This is a genomic window from Streptomyces sp. NPDC042259, assembly GCF_055582085.1.
This window is the reverse complement of the sequence record NZ_JBVJDW010000006.1, coordinates 329,425-350,034: the sequence shown is the minus strand read 5'-3', so window position 1 is coordinate 350,034 and position 20,610 is coordinate 329,425. Positions and strand designations below refer to the sequence as shown.

The following is a 20,610-nucleotide window of genomic DNA, read 5'->3' as shown; positions in this document are numbered from 1 at the left end:
GTCTGATGCGATGCCCCGTGACCTCAGGGTTGCGGGGCATCGCTGCGTTTACCGCCCCGGGGCCAGGTGTGCGCCCGGCCCGAATACCGGCCGCTCGGGATACGCACATGGGCCGTTCGGCCCTTCGTGCCTACGGGCCCTCTGGTAGTTCCAGCGCACGACGGAGGTCTGCGTCCGGAATCACCTTTCCCGCCGGCCACCGGATAATCAGCCTGCCGTCCGAAGGCAGGCGGGGGACGAATCGCCAGCCTTCCTCAGTCTCACGCTGGTAATCGAGGACCACGTCGTCACGGATCACGCGGCGGATGAACTGCCGGGCAAGCGCCTCCTGTGGAGCGCTGACCGTATCGCCGAGCTGCATACGCAGCCACACCTTGAGGCACTTGACGCCGTACCGGTTGTGATGACTGCCGGGGCCCTCGCGGATCACCTTGATGTCCCACAACGAGTTCACCAGCTCTTGAACACGCACGGCGGGAAGCGGCCTCCGCCGCAGGGGCGGGTTCATGTCCATGAACCGCTTGTTCACCGCCTGACGTCTCACGTCGTACTTCGCAGCGATAACAGCATCGGATACACCTAGGTGGTAGAGCTTCACCAGGACTGCATCACTGGGCAACTTGGTCACGGGGGACCTTCCGGCACGATCGGTGGACCACCCGACCGTAGCACTCAGATGGTCTCGCACCAACTTTCCACCCTATGCGGGTGTGACCTGCGCCTCATTCTCTCGGTTGGGCGGGATTTACAAGCTCAGTAACACCTACGTACTTAGTGAGACCGAGCGAAGCGAGGGCGAACAAGAAGCTGTTGAAGTCTGACACTTAATCTAAATGATCTTCTCTGTAAGAGAAAGCTTTCCTTCTGTTGACTCTCCCTGAAATCTATTGGCTACCGCCTTCGGGTTGAGGTCCAGGAAGGAACAGGCCCCGGCTGCCAGACCAGCATCCGGCCGGGGCCCTCATTCGAACCACCACGGCTGATCACCGCTGGTGGCCCAAGGCCGGGTCGCTCCTGGCTGGAGTCGCGGTGTGTGGGGTGCACGCAAGCCCAGTAGGCGCCGTTCGACGGCCGCCGAACCAGCGGAAGAGCGGGTTCGATCCCCGCCGACTCACGAGGTACCGGTGCCGCATATCACCGGAGCGAGAAACGGAGGTGCACCCCATGCCCAGAGCCAAATGCATTTGTCTGGTGGCCGGCTGCACCTCCGTCACTGCCCGGTCGGGCAGATGTGAGACCCACGCCCCTCCTCGACGGGGCTGGCAGCTCTCCGCACGAAACCGCGGCCGTCCCGGCGACTTCCACAAGCGCCGAGCCTTGGTCCTCGCCCGTGACCGCTTTACCTGCCAACGCTGCGGACACCGCCGCGACCTGGAGGTGGATCACCTGGTCCCGGTCGCCCGGGGAGGTACCTGGGAGCTGTCGAATCTGTGGGTTCTCTGCCGGGCCTGCCACCGGCACAAGACGTACTACGAAGACCGGTGATCCCCCGGCCTCCTGGGCTGGTGTCCGCACCCGCCAGGGGGCCTCATCTGTCAATCACTTCCCCGGAGGGTGCGCGTGCTCGACTGCAATGGCCTGTGTGATGACTGCCGATGCCCCTTTCCCCCGGTCAGGGCCACCCGTGGCTCGCGGGCCGCAGACAAGCGCGGCTGGCAGCGGGACGCGCGGGAAGCGCTGTGCGATCTGGGCGAGCTGCTCGGGACGAACGGCCCTCTGCCGACAGGGGATCCTCGATGACAGCTCGACGCGGGCCCGCCCCGAACCCCAACGCTCGGCGCAGAAACACCACCCATGCTCTGGGGGAGCACGAGCTGATTCCGACGTCCGGTGAAGGCCGGGCTTTGCCTAAGGCGCTCGGCATTACCACCGGCGGCGCCAAAAGGTTCTGGGCGACTTGGGCGCGGTCGGTGCAGTCCCAGCACTGGCTTGAGACCGACTGGGCAGAGCTGGAGATCACCACCCGCCTTGTCGATGCCTTCTTCCAGGGTGAGACCCGGCACGCCGGTGAGATCAGACAGCGCGTCGGCAAATGGGGGGCCACCACTGAGGACCGAGCCCGGCTTCGGATGGCCTTCGACCAGCAGGCGCAAGACGAGGCGGCACAGGCCGCCAAGGAGGTCAGGACCGCAGATATGGACGCCGAGCTGTTCAAGATGCTGTCCGAGGCAGAGCACGATGCGTAGCTGGACGGTCGTCGGCACGCGATGCGACGTGTCGAGTGAAGCTGACGCCATCGCCGTCTTCGCCGGCGCCCTGCCTGCCCACTTCCTCAACGGCACAGACCAGATGACTGGATGGGTGCGCGTAGTCGAGGCCCCAGACCCCAGTGCGGCGGCCATTGCTGCCGAGTTCCAGGCCGAAGCCCTGTCCGACCACGCGTAGCGAGCCCGAAGGGGGTGAGGGATGCCCCTAACGGGAAACATGCCGACCGGTGTCCCCCACCCGTCTCGTAGCCTCGGGTACGGCATCATCCGCTGGTGCCAGCGGTACATCCTGCAACCGGACGGCGAGAACGCCGGCCAGCCCTGGAAGTTCAGCCCCGAGCAACTCCGCTTCGTTCTCTGGCTCTACGCCATCGATGAGAACGGGAGGTGGTTGTACCGGTCTGCCGCGCTTCGTCGCGCGAAGGGCTGGGGTTTAAGGCAAGACACCGCTTCTCGCGGCCCTGGCCATTGTTGAGTTCATCGGGCCTGCCCGCTTCTCCCACTTTGACGAGAGCGGGATGCCGGTGGGAAAGCGCGTCCCGCTTCCGCTGGTGCAGATCGCCGCCACCTCGCTCGACCAGACTGCGAATACGCGCGACATGATCCGTGGCATGCTGGCGGAGTCCCCCGCCGAGAAGGAATTCAATCTCGACATCGGCAAGGGGCTCATCCAGTTCAAGGACGGCCGCCCCGGCCGTATTGAGCCTGTCACCTCGTCCAGCCGTGGGCTTGAGGGGGCGAGGCCCACCTTTGCCGGGCCCCGGAAGAAACGTTTCTTCCGGGGCCCGGCGAGTGCCGATTTGTTGTTTGCGACGAGGTCCATCACTTTGTTGAAGCGAACCAGGGCGTATACGTCTGGGAAACTCTGGATAGAAATGTCCAGAAAACTGCGGGCGCCGGTTCCCGGCTGATCGAAACCACGAATGCGTTCAATCCTAACGAGGCTTCCATTGCCCAGCGGACCTATGAGGCCGCAATGGAACTTGAGGCCAAGGGGATTCTCTATGACTGCCGCGAGGCAGTGAGGGATGTCGACCTCAAGGACGAAGCCGCCGTCCGCGCGGCGGTCATTGATGCTTATGGTGACTCGCATTGGGTTGACGTGGACGGGATCGTCGCTGCGGTCATGGACCCGCGGACGTCGCCGGCCGTCGCCTACCGCTTCTACCTGAACAACATTCAGGAGAACGCTGACGGCTGGTTGATCAAGGCCGAGTGGGATGCCTGCCGTGACGATGACGATCCGATTCTTCCAGGGGATCAAATCGCCGTCGGTTTCGACGGGAGTGTCCGCGGAGACGCAACAGCCATCTGCGGGGCCCGCCTGCGTGACGGCAAGCTCTTCGTCCTGCACCTTCAGGAGAACCCGCGCGACCCGAAACGGCCCGACTGGGAAGTTGACGTCCTGGCGGTTGAGGCCGCGGTGAAGAAGGCATTCGAGACGTACAGGGTCGAATGGTTCTACGGTGACCCCCCGCATTACCAAGAAGCGCTGGGGCGATGGTCGGTTGAGTACGGCGATGACTACGTATTCGAATACTGGACGAACAAACCAACGAGGATGTGTCAGGCCACTGAGCGCTTCCATTCCGCCGTTGTAGTCGGCGACTTGAAGCATGGTGGCGACGCGGACCTTACCCGCCACTGCCTGAACGCCGTGACGCGTGAAGTTCCGCAGGGAATCCTGATCACGAAGGATTCGCCGCGTTCGCGAAAGAAGATTGACGCGGCCGTGGCCGCCATTTTGGCATTCGAGGCACGGGCCGACGCAATCGCCGATGGGCGCATGCGGCTCCAACGCCGCCGTGTCGTCGGCTTCTGATTTCCACAGACCGGGCCGACCGGGCGAGGAATCTCCCCGGCCGGCCTGCGCACGCTGACCCGTGCTGCCGTGCACCCGTGGTTACTCGGGTGATCGTCGGACCGACGTGAGGTCAGTGAATTCCGGAGGGGGCGCACCGCCCATTAGTAACCGGCCTCCGCTTGCGCGGGGGCGAGCCGAACGGGGTTGCAAGCCCGTGCGCCCCCTCTTTTGTTTTGCGTCTATCCCAGGTAACCCCGACCCCAGATCCACGGCCACAACCGGGCCTGTCCAAGCGGAGGAAGCCCATAATAGTTCCACCAAACGGCTATAACGCCGCTGGCCCTCCGGAGTCGCCTACTGATTGGCTTGCTTACCTTTACGGGAAGCTAACTAACCAGCTCCCCGACATTTTCCGCTATGCGGACTACTACGAGGGTGAGCATCAGCGGCTCGCCTTCTCGCAGGCCCGGTTCAAGGCTGAGTTCCGTGAGGTCTTCGACAACTGGCGTGACAACTTTTGCGGCCTGATCATCGACAGCGCAACCGAGCGCATGACGGTGGACGCATTTCGAATACCTGACGCTCCCGGCACCGATAAGGATGCCTGGGAGTTCTGGCAGCGCAGCAGCATGGACGTCCTTTCCAACGCGGTGCACTTGGACGCCATGGTGCAGGGACGGGCCTACGTCCTGGTATGGCCGGACGACAAGGGCGAACCCTCCATCCAGCCTGTCTCGGCAGAGAACATGGTCGTGCAGTACAAGCCCGGTTCTCGCACGGAGCTGGAGGCCGCGGCACGGTTTTTCATGGATGACTGGGGCCGGCAGTGGGTCACCCTGTGGACCGAGGACTACGTCTATGAAGCCAAGCGCACTATGGGCGAGTGGGGAAACGGGGTCACGAGCCCGAATTCTCTCGGCATGGTGCCGGTGGTGCCTTTCCATAACCGCTCGCGGCTTTCAGGCGAGCCGTACTCGGATCTTGCCAATGTAATCCCCATTCAAAATGCGATCAATAAGGTGACGGCTGACGCCCTTACCGCCTCTGAATTCTGTGCCTGGCCGCAAAGGTATGTCACTGGCCTGGAGATCGTTGAGGACGACCAGGGGAATCCGGTCGAGCCTTTCAAGGTCGCGGTGGACAAGCTGCTCCAGGCGGAGGATCCCCAGGCCCGGTTCGGCCAATTTGAAGCCGCCAGCCTCAGTAATTATTGCGACCTGGTCGGGCTTCTGCTTCAACACGCGAGTTCGATATCCCGCACCCCGAGTCATTATTTTTTGGTCAATGGGGGCGCCCCGCCGTCAGGTGAAAGCATTGTCAGTGCCGAAGCCGGGCTCGTTGCAAAGGTGCGTGAACGCATGCTTCACTTCGGCGAATCCTGGGAAAAGGTCATCAGGCTTTGTTTTGCCGTCAAGGGGGACAAGCGAGCCGAAGCATTCTCCATGGAAACTGTGTGGCGGGATCCGGAGTACCGGACCGAGGCACAGCACGTTGACGCCCTGCTAAAGCTGAAGCAGCTCAACGTTCCGGAGGAACAGCTCTGGAGCGACGCCGGTTATACGCCGTCGCAGATCAGTGCTTTCCGTGAAATGCGGAAGCAGGATGCCAAGGCTGCGGCAGAGGTTCAGTCGTTGGGGCCGAAGCCGGAGCAGTCGGGTGCGTCTGGCAGTCCGGATGCGAAGGCCGCCGCGATGGCTGCTAAGCCCCCGCAAGGGAACTCCGGGAACGCGAGCCGAAAGATCCACGAAAAGAAGTGACGGGCTCGCCGGAATGGCGGGCCCCTCCGAAATGGAGTCATGATGGACGACGCGCATATCTCTCCCCTGCCTGCCAGTGATGGTGTGGCCCCGCCTTCTTCGGATCCGGCGCCGGCCAGTGACGGGGGCTCGGAGGTGGAGAAGTGGCGGGCGCTGTCCCGCGAGAATGAGAAGCGGTGGAAGGCAGCATCCAAGGAACTGGAGGATCTGCGGCAGGCCCAGATGACGGACCAGGAGAAGGCGCTCGCCCAGGCCCGTGCCGACGCCCGCCAGGAGGCGCTTTCCGAGCTGGCGACGTCGCTGACCGAGGCAGAGATCCGCGCCCAGGCCGCTTCCGCAGGTGTGGCAGTGCAGACCGAATACCTTGACCTTGGCCGCTTCCTGGGTGAGGACGGCCGCCCGGACAGTGAGCTGGTGGCGCAGTTCGTAGCCCGGCAGTCTCCGGCCCCGGTGCAGCCGGAGTTTCCTCAGCTCATGGGAGCGGGGTATCACCGCGGTGGCGGGGCTCCGGTCACCAGCATGGACCCGACCGAGCTTGCGAACCTGATCGCGGGCGATTCTTACATATAACTTTTCCCTGACCTGTTGAGGCCCCTACGGCATTGCCGCGGGGCCTTTTTTATGCCCGGAGGCCCGTCTATGGCGCTTACGACCCACCATCTTAATCTTGACCCCAAGCAGGTCACTATTGCCGCGCTCGGCCTGCTTGACCGCCAGTTGACGCTGGGCGGCCTTCCCGCCCGGTACTCCGAGCTGGCTTTCACTGGCGGCCTCGGTGACGTGATTAACGTGAACCGTGAGAGCCGCGGCATTCCGGTGCAGGCGTCGGGTATTTCTGAGCCGATCTGGAACCCGATCAAGGGCGATAAGAATAAGTTTGCTGCGGCTACGGACAGGCCGCTGCCGACCAATGACCGGCTGGCGCCGATCGGCTTCGTCAACGAAAGCCGGTTCCCCGTCGCGTTGACTACTCTCGCCCAGAACGCGACCACGCTTTCCATGGAACAGGTCGCCTTCGATTTGAAGCAGTTCGGTACACAGGTTCTTACTAAGCTGACCCGTGGCTTTGCTGAATATTTTGATGACACCACGGCGAACTTTATCAAGGCGAACATCACCCGCTCCGGCCTGAGTGCTGCACAGAAGAAGGTCGTGGGCGGTGATGTCGAGGTCACGATCCCGCCAGCGGATGGTACGGGCGAGAACATGAAGGCCCGTGCACTCGGCCTCCGGACCGCGCTTGTTGATGCGCGTATGGGCATGAATGTGGCGAACGTGCCGACGAGTGAGCGGTACCTGATCGCCGGCCCCGAAGTCGAAGCAATCCTTCTCAAGGACCCGGAATTCGTCTCCGTGGACTACTCCGGCGACACCAATGCGCTCCGACGGGCCGTCGTCGGCCGCATCTACGGTTTCGACATTGTCATCCACAACTCCTTCGGCCTGGAGATGTTCCTCTTCCATAAGAGCGCAATGATCCTTGTCAGCGCCTGCCCGGCCATCCCCATGGGCGCCGTCAATGGCAGTGTGCAGAACATCAACGGAATCGCCACGCGCATGCTGATTGACTACGACTACGCCAAGAAGGCCGACACGATCGGCCTGGACACGATGTATGGCCTGTCCACCGTCAAGGAGGACCCTGACTATTCGGTGCGGGGCGTGGGCATCGGCGAGTCCTTCGTGCGCGGCCTCAAGATCGCCATCACGGAGAAGGCGGCGACGCTGACAAAGAACGACGTCGCCCTGGCTGCATAAGGATGGCGCCTGTCTCCGTTACCGATATCGAGGTCCGGATGGGCCGGACGTTCGAGGAGTCCGAGAAGCCGCGAGTGCAGGCGTTCATCGCGGATGCCAGTGCGCTACTGCGGGAGTACTGCGGGAGCCGCTACACCGAAGATGCCCTCGCCATCCGGGCTGTTCTGTGCTCGGAGGTGATTCGCTGGCTGTCCGTGCAGCCCGGCATCGTCTCCGAGCGCACCGGGGACATGCAGGTCGAGTACGGGGCAACGGCGTCGGCACAGACGCTTTCCCCGGCGGCGCGGGCCTCTTTGCAGCGGTACCGGCCACGGCTCGGCTCGATCCCCCTGGTGAGGTGAGCGTCCGATCCGGTTCACCGATCCTGTCGAAATCCTCACCGCCCCGATCTCGGAGGGCACTTACACCCGTAGCCGCGACTGGTCTCAGGCCGTTGTCGTGTGGGCCGGCCTAGCCCACGTCCAGCCGGACGACATGCCTGAGGTCCGGTCCCCCGCGCGGGAGACCGCTCGAGAGCGGCTGCGCGTGTACCTGCCGATCGGTGCCCCGCTCTCTTCCCTCGACCGCATCCGCTACCGGGGCCACCTCTTCGAGGTCGACGGCGAGCCGATGCGCTGGCCACACGGCCGTCTACGGCACACCCGCGTTCACATCTGGAGGGCGATGCACTGATGACCGTCAAACTCGTGCTGCACCGCGGGTGGGAGTACGAAATCTTCCGCTCCACCGAAACCCGGGACGCCGTCGCCCTGCATACCGGGAAGCTCGCGGGCGCCGCCATCAAGGCGACCCCGCGCCGTTCAGCCCACGACCACTGGAACTCCTCCAAACGCAACATCGAGGCACACATCGATGTCGACACGTGGGGGTGGTACGGCAACGTCACCATCGAGGACGACCCCCGGGTTCGCCACACCATGCTCCAGGAACGCGGGTGGACGGACAGGAAGGGGGGCCGCCAGCCCGGCCGACACTTCCTCAAAGAGGCGCTGGCGCGGGCGAAGGTCGAGTGACCCAAGACCCCGTCGCCTTCCTCGTCCCCCACCTCCGTCAATGCCTCACCGGTCTACCCCCAGGTGCCGTAACCGGCGACCTGGTGGGCCGCGAGCCCGGCGACACGACGGTGTACCTCGCCCACTCCGGCGGCGTCCGCGCCATCCGCCACCGGATGGACCGCGCGGACATTGAGTACGACGTGTACGCCCAGGACCGCGAGTCCGCAGCCACTCTGGCCTACCAGGTCCGGCAGGCGCTTCTGGAAGACCTGCCCGGCCGGTCTCTCGCCGGGGTCCTGGTCCTGGACGTGGCCGACATCGACACCCCCAGATACCTCCCGGACACCACGTCCCGCGAGCACTGCTACGGCGGCGAGGTCACCGTGTCCTACATCGAGGAGTAACCCCACATGCCCAGCGCCATGCAGTTCGATTTCCCCGGGATGACCATGGCCGGCACGCCGGGAACGGAAATCGTCCTGGAGATCACCCGTCTCAACGCCCACCCTGACACCCCGCCCGCAGAGCGGGTACGGGTCATCGCGACGGGCCAGGACTGGCCGGCTACGAATTTCACTCTCACATCCGAGGCGTATGGCCGCCCTTTCACCGAGGGTGATTTCTTCCAGGTCCGCGCGAAGATTATCCGCATGGACGGCGGAGAGTCCCAGTGGAGCGCCCCGTACTTCACTCCTCCGGTTCCTTACGTCGCGCCTGGGCCGCCGGAAATCGGGTCGATCACCTGGGCCACCGGCTGACTCCCCCGCCTACACAACCCCTCTCCGCCCCCTGCCCCGGGGGCCTCTTCATTCCCTTCTGAAGGAGTCCTTATTTCCACTCCCATTGAGACCGGCAACCCGCAGAAGATCCGTTTCGCACCGAACGGTGCACTGTTTGTCGCCCCGGCCCCCCGCATCAGCGACTCCCCGGGCGCCGGTACGGTTCTCCCAACCAGCCTGGATAGTCTGGGCCTTCCGTACAACAAGCTCGGCTATGTCGATGAGGGTGGCGTCACCATCACGCCGTCGATTGAGACCGACCCGGTGAAGGTCTGGCAGAGCGCTGTGCCTGTGCTTTACAACGTGAAGGGCGCTTCCTTCTCCGTCAAGGCCACCCTGATGGAGACCTCGAAGATGACCACAGAACTCTTCTTCGGTGCTAAGTGGGTTGAGTCCAAGGAGAAGCCCGGTCTATTCCGGCTCGATCTCAAGTCGACGCCGGACCTGAACGAAATCACCCTGGTTGTGGACTGGTCACAGGGCAAGGTTCAGTACCGGTGTGTCATCGGCCGGGCCATGATCTCCGATCGCGGTGCCATTCAGCTCCAGCGCGCCGAAAACGGAAAGTTCGAGCTGACTATTGAGGCTCTGGACTACAACGGCAATCTCGGCTACCTCCTGACCAATGACGACCTGCACGAGTCGGGTATGCCCGTCACCGAGCCCGCGGCGGCCCGCCTCTCGGGGAACTCTGCCGACCAGGGTGGGTCCGTGGTCCTGACCGGTGAGCACTTCGCCCCGGGCAAGCCGGCCGCCGTGGTGATCAGCGGCCCCTCCGAGGGCAAGGTCACCGCTGCGCAGGTCTCAACTGATGACCAGGGCAACGTCACCACGACGATCAGCGTCGCCCCTGACGCGGCCGTTGGCGTCTACACGGTGAAGGTTGGCGTCGCGGGTGTGGAGGCACAGGCCGGTTCTCTGACTGTCACGACCAGGCCCGCCCCGAAGTAACGATCCCTCGCCAGGCGAGCTGAGGCCCCCGGCGCACAGACCTCACCCTCCAGCCCCTTCGCAGGGGCCTTTTCATGCCCTCTTGGAGTTTTCATGACTGCTGCCACCCCTGCCGCCGACTCTGCTGCGAAGAAGGCGGAGGCCCGAGACGAGCCGACTACCTTCGAGCACAACGGCGTCACGTACACCGTCCCGGCCCCTCTGGATCTTCCCGTAGGCATTCTGGAGGCGGATGACGAGATCGAGGCCATCCACCTCATCCTGGGCGATCAGTGGGACGCCTACAAGAAGACGGGCGCCACCATCCGAGACTTCCAGGCGTTCGCGGAGAAGGTATCTGCCGCAGCCGGTTTCGGTGACCAGGGAAACTGATCGGTGCCGCCCACGCCGTGCGGGACTTCTCCAATGAACTCGAAGCAGACTTCCAAGAGTTCTTCCGGGTTGATCTGCTGGACCTGTGGCGCGGGCGGCTCTCCCTTCGCCGTGTTCATGTGCTGATTCAGTCCCTGATCAAAAAGCCGGGACGCTCTGTTTTCCTCGCTGCGGTCGACGAATCTGCGGCGTGGTCGGTGACCGATCACCTGATAGCACGCGTCAGTGACGCGGCCGAAGTCGCCAACTACCTCTTCATCAGGGCCAATTCCGAGGCGGAGGGTCTGGAGCTTCCCGAACCGGTCCTTCGTCCCGGTCATGCCCCTGCCTCACTCCCTGTCGAGCCCGCGGTTTTTGCCAGTGGTGACGAGCTTTCCGCCTTCTTCTCGCACATGAACAACCTTTAGGAGGCGGCATGGCCGGTCCCCGCGCAGCGATCAAGGTCGGCAGCGGCTATATCTCCGTCGAGCCCCACCTTGACCGTGAGGCCGTCGCGCGGATGCGCGCTGCTTTCAGCACCGCTATGGGATTGGCCGGGCGGGACGCTGGTGCCGCTCTCGGCGCGGGTCTCTCCCGGGCGACGGTGGCCACAGCCGCCCAGACGCAGAAGGCGGTGACGCGGGAGAGCGAGGAGGGTGCCCGCGCCCGCCAGAAGGTCCGGGAGTCCGAGGCCGCCCGGTACGCGCGGGTGGAGCAGGAGCTGACCCGGACGCACGGCGCCCAGGTGGCCAAGCGTGCGCGTCAGCTCTTGGAGGCGTCGGAGGAGCGCACGCGGGGGTTGTCCCGGGAAGCGGCAACCGCGCTGCGGCTGCACCGTCAGTCGTCGGAGGGCATGGCGCGTGCTGACCTCGACCGGGCCCAGGTGCAGGACCGGACGGCCCGGCGTCGGGCAACGGAGCTGCTGGCGGCCTACCGCCAGGACCTCGCGGCGTATCGCCGCACCGAGGCGGAGAAGGTGCGGGCGAGCGAGGAGGGCGCTACCGCGCAGGCCCAGGCGGCCCATCGTGCGGGGGCGGCGCGCCGGGCGGCGCTTGAGGACTCGGCCCGCATGGAGCGGCAGGTGCTGCGGGAGCTGGCGGCGGCCCGAAGTGCCGACCTCCGGGGGCAGGTTGCTGCGGCTCAGGCCCAGCGCCGCGTCCTGCAAGACCAGATCGCAGCGAACCGTGCCGCCCTGACCGGCTTGGCCACGGCCAGTGGCTCCCTTTTCCAGCGGTTCAACGCCGGCTGGGGAACGGCGGGCCGGTCGGTGGAGACCTTCGGTACCCGGGCCACCGAGACGGGTCGGCTGATCACTCACAGCCTGGTGGGACCGGTGGGCCTGCTGTCGGCCGCCCTCACCACGGTGGGTGTGAAGTCGGCGGACTCGATGATGCAGGCGCAGACCGGCCTGCGGGGCATGGGCCTGGAAATCAAAGATGTCACCGGCATGCTCAAGGAAATGCAGAAGTACGCTATCGCGACTCCGTATTCCCTTCAGGATATGCAGAAGTACGGGACACGGTATGCCCGTGCGATCGGTGCCCATGACCGTGATTTCCGGTCCGATGATCCCGAGCGCAAAAAGGCGGGTTCGGCGAGGGTAGCGAAGAAGTCCGGCGATGTGGTCGAGATGATCGGCGACTCGGCGGCTTTCGGCGGGATCATGGACCCGACCCTTGTCGGGCAGGGCATGTACGCCATGGAAGTCATCATGGACATGGGCCGCATCCCGATGCGCAACCTGAAGCAGTTTGAGCGCGCGGTGGGCATGCCTGCCCAGGACTTGGCCCTGATGATGGGTTTCAAGGACGGCCAGGACAAGCACGGCAAGCGGCAAGATGCCTCCGCGAAAATGTATGAGTTCATGCAGAACGCGAAGGAGACTGGCGGTCTTCAGGGCACAGAATTCGTTGACGCTCTGCTGAAGCGGTGGTCCAAGGGCAGCAACGGGATCAAGGGCTCGGCGGCCCGCATGTCGGGTGCCACTATCTCCGGCCGTATCGGCCAGATGAAGGAGTCCGGTCAGGTCGCCCTTCAGCGGCTCTTCATGCGCGAGGGCAAGGACGGCCAGTTTGAATACACCGGTCTCGGCCAGACCATCATGGGCACGAAGACTCCCCGCCGGGACAAGAAGACCGGCGAGGTCGTCAAGGACGAGAACGGCAACGTCCAGTACGACTACAAGGGCGGCATGCTCAATGACGCCAAGGCCCTGGGCAAAAAGGCCCTGCCGATGGCCGGCGAGGTGCTTGAAGAATTCTTCTCGGTCCTGAAGACCTTCACCGGGTGGATCAAGTCCACCGTAGGTTTCCTTCAGGACCATCCCGGCTTCCGCGACGCTGTTCTCACGGTCGGCAAGATCGCTGCTGTCACGGCCCCGTTCCTCCTCGGTATCGGCCTGCTGAGCAAGCTTTTCGGCAAGCTCTTCAAGCTGATGACTCCGGCCCTGGGAATCGCCCGTGGCGCTGTCAGGGGTGCCAGGGGCGGAACGCGCATCACCCGGCAGCTCGTAGCGGGTGTTCAAGGTGCCCGCGCAGGCGGCGGATTCCGGGAATCCTGGAAGGAAAAGCGCACCGAGCTGCGCGGCGGTGACAGCCGGAACCTGGCACAGCGGGGCCTGGATCGGGCGCGGGGGCAGGACAGCAGGGCCGATGACATCCGGGTCAACACTGGGCAGGCCGAGCAGGCGTTGCGGGCCCTGGACGAGAAGATCAAGGCCCTCAAAGCGGAGTTGCGTTCGGTCAACGGGGTCAGCATCGATCCGGCTATCAACGCCCTCGGTGGGACCGCCGGCCGCAGTCTCGCCGCGTCGGCTCAGGACGCCCGCCAGAAGATCCAGCAGGCCGCCAACGAGCTGCGGGAGCTGAACGCCCGCACGACTGGCGGTGTCCGCCAAGAGGTCGGCTTCCTCGCACAGAGGGCGGAAACGGCCGAGGCAAAGATCAAGGCCGTCACTTCTGCTGTGGGTGACCTGAACGCGAAGCCGCTAGCGGCGCTCCGTCAGGAATTCAGTTGGTCCACCCCGAAGGCGAACGAGTTCCGCCGGGCTGTTCAGGAAGCCATCGAGCGGATGACGACGCTCAACGGCAAGTCCGTCAAAACACTGCGGAACAACCTTGCGGGTGGGGGGAATAGCCTGCACGCCGCGGCCGATGGTGTGGCGGGCAAGCTGAGCACGGTTAATGCACGCTTCGACTCCTTGGCCAAGAAGCGGGTCTCAGGGACTACCGCGTCCGTCAACAGCCTCAAAAAGGCGCTGGAATCCGCAGCCGATGAGGGCAAGCGGCTGGGCGGGAACATCGACAATGTCAACCAGATCACCGGTGGAGGCGGCGGTGACGACAAGAAGGGCGGTCGCCGGGGCCGGACAGCGAAGGCACTCGGCGGCGTCCTGCCCGGATACGCCCCGGGTGTCGATTCCATCCCTGCAATCCTGTCGCCGGGTGAGGCCATTCTCCGGCCGGAGGTAGCAGCCCGGCTCGGCGAGCACACCATCAACCATTGGAATGCCGCGGCGGCCCGTGGCCGCCTGTCCCGATTCGCCAGGGGCGGCATCGCGGGAAAGGCCAGCGGCGGTGGGCGCTGGCCCATGAGCATCCTCGATGAGCTGTACGGGTCTATCGACTTCAAGCCCGCTGCTGACACCTTCGGGTCAGGAATCGGCATGGCCGCCGCCGGAGCCCGTATCGGCGGTGAAACCGGTACCAACGTGCGGCACTGGGGTGCCCGGATCGGCGGTGACACGTCGGGCCAGGCAGCCAACAACCGCTTCGGAAATCTGCGGGATTTCATGTTCGAGCGGCTGCCGGAGTTCTTGAAGGTTGCTCCCACAGGTGTCGGTCAGCTCGTCGGCCTTGCCGCCGGAGCTGTGGCCCCGACTGCCGGTCAGCTTTTCTGGGATGACGTGTGGAAGGGCGACGGGAATATCCTCGAACGAGGAGCGGAGTTCACCAAGGACCTTCTCAGTCCGAGCAAGCTGTTCGAGATGATCAAGGACCTCGTTGGCGGGGTCGTGGGTCTTGTCAAGAATCTCGGATCACTCGCTAAGGATCTGATATCAAACCCTGCGAGTGTCCTAGACGAGGCGATCTCGACTCTCAAGGAACTGTTCAACGGTGTGCTCGCCAACGTCCGTTCGATGCTGGAAATGGTCGAGCAACTCACCTCAAACCCAAGCGAGTTCGCCGCGGAGGTCTGGAACAGCTTCTACGCCCGCGCACAGGAGATGATGCCCAATCGCGAGGGTCTTTTCGAATTCGCTCAGGGCGGGATCGTGCCGGGCTATTCACCGGGGAACGACCGCGTTCACGCGATGCTCAGCCCGGGTGAGGCGATCCTCCGTCCGGACGCTGTGCGGTCGCTGGGCTACCGGGCGGTGCTGGGGCTGAACCATCAGGCCCGGACCGGCACACCGGCCACTGCGCAGGCCCAGCCGGACCAGGCTGTGACACCGGTCCCAGACGCGGGTGCTTTCGAGGCGGCGGCCAAGCGGATCGAGGACGCATTGTCCTCGATGACGGCCGCGGTGCGCGCGCATCAGACGGCATCGGCCGCTTCGTGGGCGGATGTGGGCGCCCAGGTGCGTCAGGCGGTGGATGGGCAGATCAGGCCCGCTCAACAGCGCTGGGCCAGCCACCTGTCCGGCCCCCTGTCGGGCGCTGTGTCCGCGTTTCGGGATTCCAACCGCGCCAACTGGGGCGCGGTGCAGTCCCAGGTGGTCTCGTCCACGTCGAGCGTGCTCGACTCATTCGGCCGGCTCCGGTCCGGCCTGGACAGCACGAGGCGGTTCTTCGAGACCTCCAGCACGCGCATCGCCGAAGCGTGGGGGACGGCCATGGCGGCTGTGGACAGCTCCACCAGGAGGACCACCTCCGGCCCCTACAACTCGGGCGCAGTTCCGATGATGTCGGAGATGGCCAAGCTGGCCGGGACGTCGGCACCGCTGGCCCCCGTGCACTACTCGACGGGCGGCATCGTCCCCGGCTACCGGCCGGGCATCGACACCGTCCCCGCCATGCTCAGCGAAGGCGAGGGCATTCTCCGCCCCGAGGTTGTTCGCGCCCTCGGTAGAGAAACGATTCTGCGGTGGAACGAGCAGGCTCGGAGGGGCGGGAGCGTCTTCGCGAACGGCGGCATCGTCGGCGACGGCGGGTCGTGGGTCCGCCAGCACCAGGACGATCCGTTCGCCGGATACGAGGAGGCCGTTCACAAGGGCTGGGACGCGGCTATCACGCCGCATTTGAAGTCCATCGGCTCGAAGTTCGGGGAGGCCGGCCAGCTCAGCGCGGGAGCGTTCAGCAAGGCGGAGCCGTGGCTTTCCGCGTGGGGTCGGTGGGCTGACGAGCACGCCACCGGCGGTGGCGGCCAGGTCGTCAAGCTCGCCCTCCAAGAGGCGAAGTCCGGCGACATGTCCGGCCAGAAGTACATCGGTGGCGGCTACGAGTCGTGGTGCGCCGATTTTGTCTCGTGGGTGGTTGATCACTCCCGTGCCAACGCCGCGTACGGGAATTCGCCGACGGGGACGCCGGGCAACCGGTGGCCGGCGGTAGCCACGTGGGTGGAAAAAATGGGGATGGTCCCGACCGCCGCAGCGCGGCCGGGTGACCTCATGGTCTACCGGGGTTACGGCCCCGGCGACTGGGGTCACATCGACATCGCCACCGGCAAGCAGGGATCGGCCCTCGAAACGGTCGGCGGCAACGAGTCCCGATCGATCCGCCGCCAACTCGGGTACGGCAACCGCGCCGATGGAGCCTTGCGTCCCCGCGGGGGCGCCCCGGGTGCGGGCGAGGGCCCCTTCCTCAACCCGTGGCCGGGCTCCCTGCCGCAGTTCACGTCCGGTGCCGGGGAGTACGCCGGGCTGACCGGGGACGCGGTGAACCGGTGGCGGCCCCTGGTCGAGCGGGTCATTGGTGAACTCGGCGGCCGGGGTGGGATTTCCCTCGCGGATATCCCTCTGGTGCTGCACCGGATCGGCGTGGAATCGGGCGGTGACCCGAACGCGGTCAACAACTGGGACAGCAATGCCAAGGCGGGCGACCCGTCGAAGGGTCTCCTCCAGGTGATCGGGTCCACGTTCAACGCCTATGCCGGGCCCTACAAGGGCCTTGGCCAGCTCAACCCGCTCGCTTCCCTGTACGCCGGTCTCTCCTACGCAATCGACCGGTACGGGTCCGGGTGGCGTGCTGCTCTCGGCGGGACGCGCGGCTACTGGACCGGCACCAAGTCGGCGACAGCCGGCCTGGCGATGGTCGGCGAGCGCGGCCCGGAGTTGGTGAATTTCGGCGGCGGCGAGCGGGTCTACAACGACCGGGACACCGAACGAATGCTGTCCGGGCGTCGCTACGAGATCCACATCCACGAGGCCAAGAGCGAGGACACCACGCAGGCCGTCCTGCGCGCGATGCGCACAGCAGAGGTCATGGCCGGCTACTAGAAGAAAGGGGGGCGCGTATGCCCATTCCGGCAACAGAGAACCAGGTGACCGAGCAGCCGAGACCTGACCGGCCTCAGCCGCCGGTCCCTGCGGAGTGGGGATACACCTACGTCTCGATCCGTGGCGCGAACGGTGAGGGGGAGGAGATCCCCCTCACCGGTTCGCAGGGCAAGGACTGGCCGGCACTGATGATGCTGCCCGGAGCCCAGGGGCTGACCATGCCCCCGGTGGAACTGCGCGCGGACGCCAGCCCGAACCTGGACGGGTCCATCTTCCGTTCCTCGCGGTACGCACAGCGTGAGGTGATGCTTCCGGTCTACCTGCACGGCATCGACCGCCGCAGCCTCCGGCATCTCAGGGACCGGTTGCTTGAGGCCCTCGACCCCGCCAACGGCTACTGCGTCCTGAAGTTCGAGGAATCCGATTCCCGGCCCCGTTACCTGACCTGCTATTACAAGGGCGGAGTCGAAGGGGATGAAGGGGAGGACTCGGCGGGGTTCCGCTGGGCCCGGTACGGGCTCCAGCTCACCGCCTTTGACCCGTTCTACTACTCGGATTCCATGCAGGTCGCCGAGTGGACGTTCGGGCAAGGAGAAGCCTTCCTGTCGACCGGCAAAGCATTCTTCCCGCTCCGCCTGGAACAGGGCCTTGTTTCGACTCCCGACCTCACCGTCCACAACCCTGGAAGCGTCGAAGCGTGGCCCGTGTGGGAGTTGAAGGGGCCCGTGCGGGCGTTCACCTTCTCCATGAGGGAGAAGTCGTTCGCCATCGCGCCTTCCGCTGAGGAGGCGGTGCCCGCAGGGCGCACGCTGACCATCGATACGCGACCCGGCTATAAGACCCTGCAGGACGACCGGGGGGCCAACTACTGGCCGCGCCTGGCGGCGAATCCTCAGCTGTGGGCCGTGCCCCCGGGAAACTCGCGGGTGTCCGTAGAGATGGCCCCCGGGAGCGGGGCCGCGGCGCTGCGGCTGTCTTTCCGGCCCCGCTACAAGTCCTACTAGGAGGAGGCGCATGGGCTACCGAGTCTTTGTCCGGAGCGCACCCCAGGGGGGCGAGCGGTGGATCCTGGGCGAGATCGATACGTGGATCAAATTGGATTTCACGCTCCGGTTCAACGCGGCGGGCACCTGGCAACTCCTCGTCAAGAGCGGCACCTACCAGGAAGGTCTGCTGGCGCAGGGCCGGGGCATCGTCATCTATCAGGACGGCATCCCAGAGCCTGTGTTCTCCGGGCAGATCGATGCCTTCGAGCGTTACTGGACCGTGGACCAGCACACCGCGGCCGGCTCCGTGTTCGTCGGCGGAAAATGTGACAGCGACCTGCCTTACGGTTTCCTCGCCTTCCCCGCGACAACCGGAACGGGCACGGGCCAGGTGGTTCTGCCCCTCGCCCAGCAGTACGCGGGCCAGGGCACCCGTCCAACTGGCGGGCCCCTCGGACAACTCCTGTGGAATGAGGCGGACATGGCGTTCGGCTCGCGCGCCCTGCCCGACCGCAAGGTGGAGGCCCTGGTGGTGGGGGCGAACGCCCCGGTGGGACCAGCGACGCCGGACACCCTCCGGTTTGACAACCTCGGGTCGAAATATGAGACGTGGTTGAAGGACAAGCGCATCGGCTACCGCTTCGTGTGGAGCCCTGCCTCCAAGAAAGTGGAATTGCGCATCTTCGAGTGCCGCGACCTGTCCGCCTCCGTCCGCTTCTCCCAGGATCTCGGCAACCTCAAGCAATTCGAATGGCAGCTCAAGGCCCCTACGGTTACCCGCGCCATCGTCGCCTGCCAGGGCGAGGGCAGCGACCGGTACCTCTACCAGCAGGTTGACGCCGAAGGCGAGCAGCAATGGGCGATCCTGCGCGAGCAGCTCGTAGACCGCCGGGACATCCCCTTGAGGACGGGGCGCGATGGGAAGCCGGAGCTGATCGTCAAGAAGGGCGCTGACGGTACGGAGGATTTGGGGGCCGGCCCGGATGGCAAGGAGTGGACGCCTCAGCTCGCCGAAGCGAAGGCGGCCGTAGCCACAGCAGCGAAGGCCGTTGCCGACGCGGAGCAGAAAGTGCGGACCGCCACCACGGACCAGGAGAAGGCCGCCGCGGCATCCACCCTGTCCCAGGCGAAGGCCCTGGAGGCAGCCGCGCAGGCAGGTGTGGCAGCGGCCCTTCCCGCTGCCAAGGACGCGGCCCTTGCCCACTACGTCAAGGCCGTGGAGGACGCCGCCGCCCAAGCCCTCAAGCAGGGCGAGAAGTCGGGGCATTTTCAGATTTACCCGATCGACACTGAGCAGTGCAAATTCGGGCGGGATTATTTCGTCGGGGATGTCGTCACTGTCACTGCTGACGGCCAGGAGTACCAGGAAGTTGTCAAGGAAGTGAACATCTCCGTCGAGGACGGGGGCCGGGTCCAGTCCGTCACGCCGAAGATCGGTGATCAGGGGACGGGTGAACCGCTCAACCTGTACAGGACTGTCTGGGAAATGAAGGAAAAACTCCGGCGGCTGGAATCGAGGATGTAATGGCAGAGATCAGCTTTCCTTTTACTCAAAGGAGTGGCAGCGGCGGCCGGGAAACCGTGTCACAGCTCGACTGGCAAGACATGGCGAAGCTTTGGGGCGGTGACCGAGTTGACTTCCAACTGACGAACAATTCCTACCAGTCTGGGGCGCTGCCGTTCTCGACCCGGGTCATCAATGGGCGCATGGTGGAACTGAAGCCGGGCGCGGCCTGGGTGGGCGGCTTCTACTACAGGAATGATGCTGCCCTCACCGTGGATGTGGAGGCCAACCCCACGGAGAATCCGCGCCGGGACACCATCGTCGTCCGCGTCGACCTGATGCGGGGCTCGGCGAACATGGTGGTGGTCAAGGGCCAGCCGTCGAAGGCTCCCATTGCCCCACGGCCGCAGCGCACCCCCGGTCAGCGGTGGGAACTCGTGCTGCACGAGGTCCTGGTGCCCGCGAAGGACGGGGCGATCACCGTCACCGCGTGCGCCCCGTACGACATGCCCGCACCTGTTGCGGCGCCGTGGAATGCCACCCCGACAGCCCAGCACGTCCCCGTGGGTACGTTCGTGTACGACCTTGACAGCAATTCCAATGACGGGCAGTACGAGGCATTCAAGGGGCGGGATGGCTACGTCATCACGCGACATCTCGGAGAGCCGAAGTCTTATGTCCCGCAGATCGCCAATTCTGGCAAGTTGCCGTCCGGCATCCTCTACCGGGGAATCTGGCGGTGGATTGCTCCGAGCACGGTATTTTTCTCGGTCGACATCGATAACACGACCAATACGGATATCAAGCAGTCGGGCAACGGGCCGCTCGGGTTTACCCTGCCGGTCAACCCGACGCCTGACATCGGGCAGGCGTTCAGCGGATCCATGCTCAACGCCAGTTACGCGGGCGGTCTGCCTAATTATGTGGACCTCAAGGGCATGTCCTATATCGGGAACCGCACCAATGTTGTGAAGATTCTCTACCCGAATGAGAATGTGCGCGAGGGCCTGGACCATCTTCTGATCATTCCCCGCCGAAGCTCAGTCGTTTTCTCCGGCACCTACGAAACCGCGAACTAGGGG

21 protein-coding genes are annotated in these 20,610 nt (G+C 64.9%); 20 read left to right on the top strand and 1 reads right to left on the bottom strand.

Features of this window, described 5'->3' with window-relative positions:
• Positions 1-130: 130 nt before the first annotated feature.
• Positions 131-628, bottom strand: a complete 498-nt coding sequence (locus tag ACZ6MA_RS19370; protein WP_469435117.1) for a hypothetical protein — start codon at positions 626-628, stop codon at positions 131-133.
• Positions 629-1,164: 536 nt separating this feature from the next.
• On the opposite strand from ACZ6MA_RS19370, the gene ACZ6MA_RS19365 reads away from it, so the two are divergent.
• The 20 genes from ACZ6MA_RS19365 (at position 1,165) to ACZ6MA_RS19270 (ending at position 20,607) form a co-directional block, all read left to right on the top strand.
• Positions 1,165-1,485, top strand: a complete 321-nt coding sequence (locus ACZ6MA_RS19365; protein WP_469435116.1) for an HNH endonuclease — start codon at positions 1,165-1,167, stop codon at positions 1,483-1,485.
• A gap of 251 nt (positions 1,486-1,736) precedes the next feature.
• A complete protein-coding gene (locus tag ACZ6MA_RS19360; RefSeq protein WP_469435115.1) occupies positions 1,737-2,186 on the top strand; it encodes a phage terminase small subunit in 450 nt (149 codons plus the stop codon).
• A gap of 28 nt (positions 2,187-2,214) precedes the next feature.
• On the top strand, positions 2,215-2,385 hold the full coding sequence (locus ACZ6MA_RS19355) for a hypothetical protein (RefSeq protein ID WP_469435114.1): 171 nt from the start codon (positions 2,215-2,217) through the stop codon (positions 2,383-2,385).
• A 373-nt stretch (positions 2,386-2,758) separates the two neighbouring features.
• On the top strand, positions 2,759-3,118 hold the full coding sequence (locus ACZ6MA_RS19350) for a hypothetical protein (RefSeq protein WP_469435113.1): 360 nt from the start codon (positions 2,759-2,761) through the stop codon (positions 3,116-3,118).
• Between the two features lie 65 nt (positions 3,119-3,183).
• Entirely contained in the window at positions 3,184-4,029 is an 846-nt protein-coding gene (locus ACZ6MA_RS19345) for a hypothetical protein (RefSeq protein ID WP_469435112.1), read from the top strand.
• A 215-nt stretch (positions 4,030-4,244) separates the two neighbouring features.
• Entirely contained in the window at positions 4,245-5,768 is a 1,524-nt protein-coding gene (locus ACZ6MA_RS19340) for a phage portal protein (RefSeq protein ID WP_469435111.1), read from the top strand.
• Positions 5,769-5,807: 39 nt separating this feature from the next.
• Entirely contained in the window at positions 5,808-6,338 is a 531-nt protein-coding gene (locus ACZ6MA_RS19335) for a hypothetical protein (protein ID WP_469435110.1), read from the top strand.
• Positions 6,339-6,407: 69 nt separating this feature from the next.
• Positions 6,408-7,526, top strand: a complete 1,119-nt coding sequence (locus ACZ6MA_RS19330) for a major capsid protein (protein ID WP_469435109.1) — start codon at positions 6,408-6,410, stop codon at positions 7,524-7,526.
• Between the two features lie 38 nt (positions 7,527-7,564).
• Positions 7,565-7,867, top strand: coding sequence for a hypothetical protein (locus ACZ6MA_RS19325; RefSeq protein ID WP_469435108.1), 303 nt, complete (start codon positions 7,565-7,567; stop codon positions 7,865-7,867).
• A 133-nt stretch (positions 7,868-8,000) separates the two neighbouring features.
• Positions 8,001-8,198, top strand: a complete 198-nt coding sequence (locus ACZ6MA_RS19320; protein WP_469435107.1) for a hypothetical protein — start codon at positions 8,001-8,003, stop codon at positions 8,196-8,198.
• A complete protein-coding gene (locus ACZ6MA_RS19315; RefSeq protein WP_469435106.1) occupies positions 8,198-8,539 on the top strand; it encodes a hypothetical protein in 342 nt (113 codons plus the stop codon). The genes ACZ6MA_RS19320 and ACZ6MA_RS19315 overlap by 1 nt, the downstream gene beginning before the upstream one ends.
• Positions 8,536-8,925: a hypothetical protein gene (locus tag ACZ6MA_RS19310; RefSeq protein WP_469435105.1), complete on the top strand. Its 390-nt coding sequence runs from the start codon at positions 8,536-8,538 to the stop codon at positions 8,923-8,925. Before ACZ6MA_RS19315 ends, ACZ6MA_RS19310 begins: the two co-directional genes overlap by 4 nt.
• Before the next feature lie 6 nt (positions 8,926-8,931).
• A complete protein-coding gene (locus ACZ6MA_RS19305) occupies positions 8,932-9,279 on the top strand; it encodes a hypothetical protein (RefSeq protein ID WP_469435104.1) in 348 nt (115 codons plus the stop codon).
• 72 nt (positions 9,280-9,351) lie between these two features.
• Entirely contained in the window at positions 9,352-10,251 is a 900-nt protein-coding gene (locus ACZ6MA_RS19300) for a phage tail tube protein (protein WP_469435188.1), read from the top strand.
• A gap of 93 nt (positions 10,252-10,344) precedes the next feature.
• Positions 10,345-10,623 (top strand): hypothetical protein, encoded by a 279-nt coding sequence (locus ACZ6MA_RS19295; RefSeq protein ID WP_469435103.1) that lies wholly within the window; start codon positions 10,345-10,347, stop codon positions 10,621-10,623.
• Between the two features lie 17 nt (positions 10,624-10,640).
• Positions 10,641-11,030, top strand: coding sequence for a hypothetical protein (locus ACZ6MA_RS19290; RefSeq protein WP_469435102.1), 390 nt, complete (start codon positions 10,641-10,643; stop codon positions 11,028-11,030).
• An 8-nt stretch (positions 11,031-11,038) separates the two neighbouring features.
• Positions 11,039-17,038 (top strand): hypothetical protein, encoded by a 6,000-nt coding sequence (locus tag ACZ6MA_RS19285; RefSeq protein ID WP_469435101.1) that lies wholly within the window; start codon positions 11,039-11,041, stop codon positions 17,036-17,038.
• A 17-nt stretch (positions 17,039-17,055) separates the two neighbouring features.
• Positions 17,056-18,042 carry a phage tail domain-containing protein gene (locus ACZ6MA_RS19280; protein WP_469435100.1) on the top strand — a complete coding sequence of 329 codons (987 nt, stop codon included), beginning with the start codon at positions 17,056-17,058 and terminating at the stop codon, positions 18,040-18,042.
• A 10-nt stretch (positions 18,043-18,052) separates the two neighbouring features.
• Positions 18,053-19,549: a Gp37-like protein gene (locus tag ACZ6MA_RS19275; RefSeq protein WP_469435099.1), complete on the top strand. Its 1,497-nt coding sequence runs from the start codon at positions 18,053-18,055 to the stop codon at positions 19,547-19,549.
• Positions 19,549-20,607 (top strand): hypothetical protein, encoded by a 1,059-nt coding sequence (locus tag ACZ6MA_RS19270; RefSeq protein WP_469435098.1) that lies wholly within the window; start codon positions 19,549-19,551, stop codon positions 20,605-20,607. Before ACZ6MA_RS19275 ends, ACZ6MA_RS19270 begins: the two co-directional genes overlap by 1 nt.
• Positions 20,608-20,610: the final 3 nt, after the last annotated feature.

What these genes read in the sequence shown, in the direction of transcription:
- ACZ6MA_RS19285 (WP_469435101.1), top strand. Translation starts at nt 11,039, where the DNA reads ATGGCCGGTCCCCGCGCAGCGATCAAGGTCGGCAGCGGCTATATCTCC.
- ACZ6MA_RS19345 (WP_469435112.1), top strand. Translation starts at nt 3,184, where the DNA reads ATGGAACTTGAGGCCAAGGGGATTCTCTATGACTGCCGCGAGGCAGTG.
- ACZ6MA_RS19275 (WP_469435099.1), top strand. Translation starts at nt 18,053, where the DNA reads ATGGGCTACCGAGTCTTTGTCCGGAGCGCACCCCAGGGGGGCGAGCGG.
- ACZ6MA_RS19270 (WP_469435098.1), top strand. Translation starts at nt 19,549, where the DNA reads ATGGCAGAGATCAGCTTTCCTTTTACTCAAAGGAGTGGCAGCGGCGGC.
- ACZ6MA_RS19295 (WP_469435103.1), top strand. Translation starts at nt 10,345, where the DNA reads ATGACTGCTGCCACCCCTGCCGCCGACTCTGCTGCGAAGAAGGCGGAG.
- ACZ6MA_RS19320 (WP_469435107.1), top strand. Translation starts at nt 8,001, where the DNA reads ATGCCTGAGGTCCGGTCCCCCGCGCGGGAGACCGCTCGAGAGCGGCTG.
- ACZ6MA_RS19280 (WP_469435100.1), top strand. Translation starts at nt 17,056, where the DNA reads ATGCCCATTCCGGCAACAGAGAACCAGGTGACCGAGCAGCCGAGACCT.
- ACZ6MA_RS19365 (WP_469435116.1), top strand. Translation starts at nt 1,165, where the DNA reads ATGCCCAGAGCCAAATGCATTTGTCTGGTGGCCGGCTGCACCTCCGTC.
- ACZ6MA_RS19305 (WP_469435104.1), top strand. Translation starts at nt 8,932, where the DNA reads ATGCCCAGCGCCATGCAGTTCGATTTCCCCGGGATGACCATGGCCGGC.
- ACZ6MA_RS19335 (WP_469435110.1), top strand. Translation starts at nt 5,808, where the DNA reads ATGATGGACGACGCGCATATCTCTCCCCTGCCTGCCAGTGATGGTGTG.
- ACZ6MA_RS19330 (WP_469435109.1), top strand. Translation starts at nt 6,408, where the DNA reads ATGGCGCTTACGACCCACCATCTTAATCTTGACCCCAAGCAGGTCACT.
- ACZ6MA_RS19315 (WP_469435106.1), top strand. Translation starts at nt 8,198, where the DNA reads ATGACCGTCAAACTCGTGCTGCACCGCGGGTGGGAGTACGAAATCTTC.
- ACZ6MA_RS19360 (WP_469435115.1), top strand. Translation starts at nt 1,737, where the DNA reads ATGACAGCTCGACGCGGGCCCGCCCCGAACCCCAACGCTCGGCGCAGA.
- ACZ6MA_RS19325 (WP_469435108.1), top strand. Translation starts at nt 7,565, where the DNA reads ATGGGCCGGACGTTCGAGGAGTCCGAGAAGCCGCGAGTGCAGGCGTTC.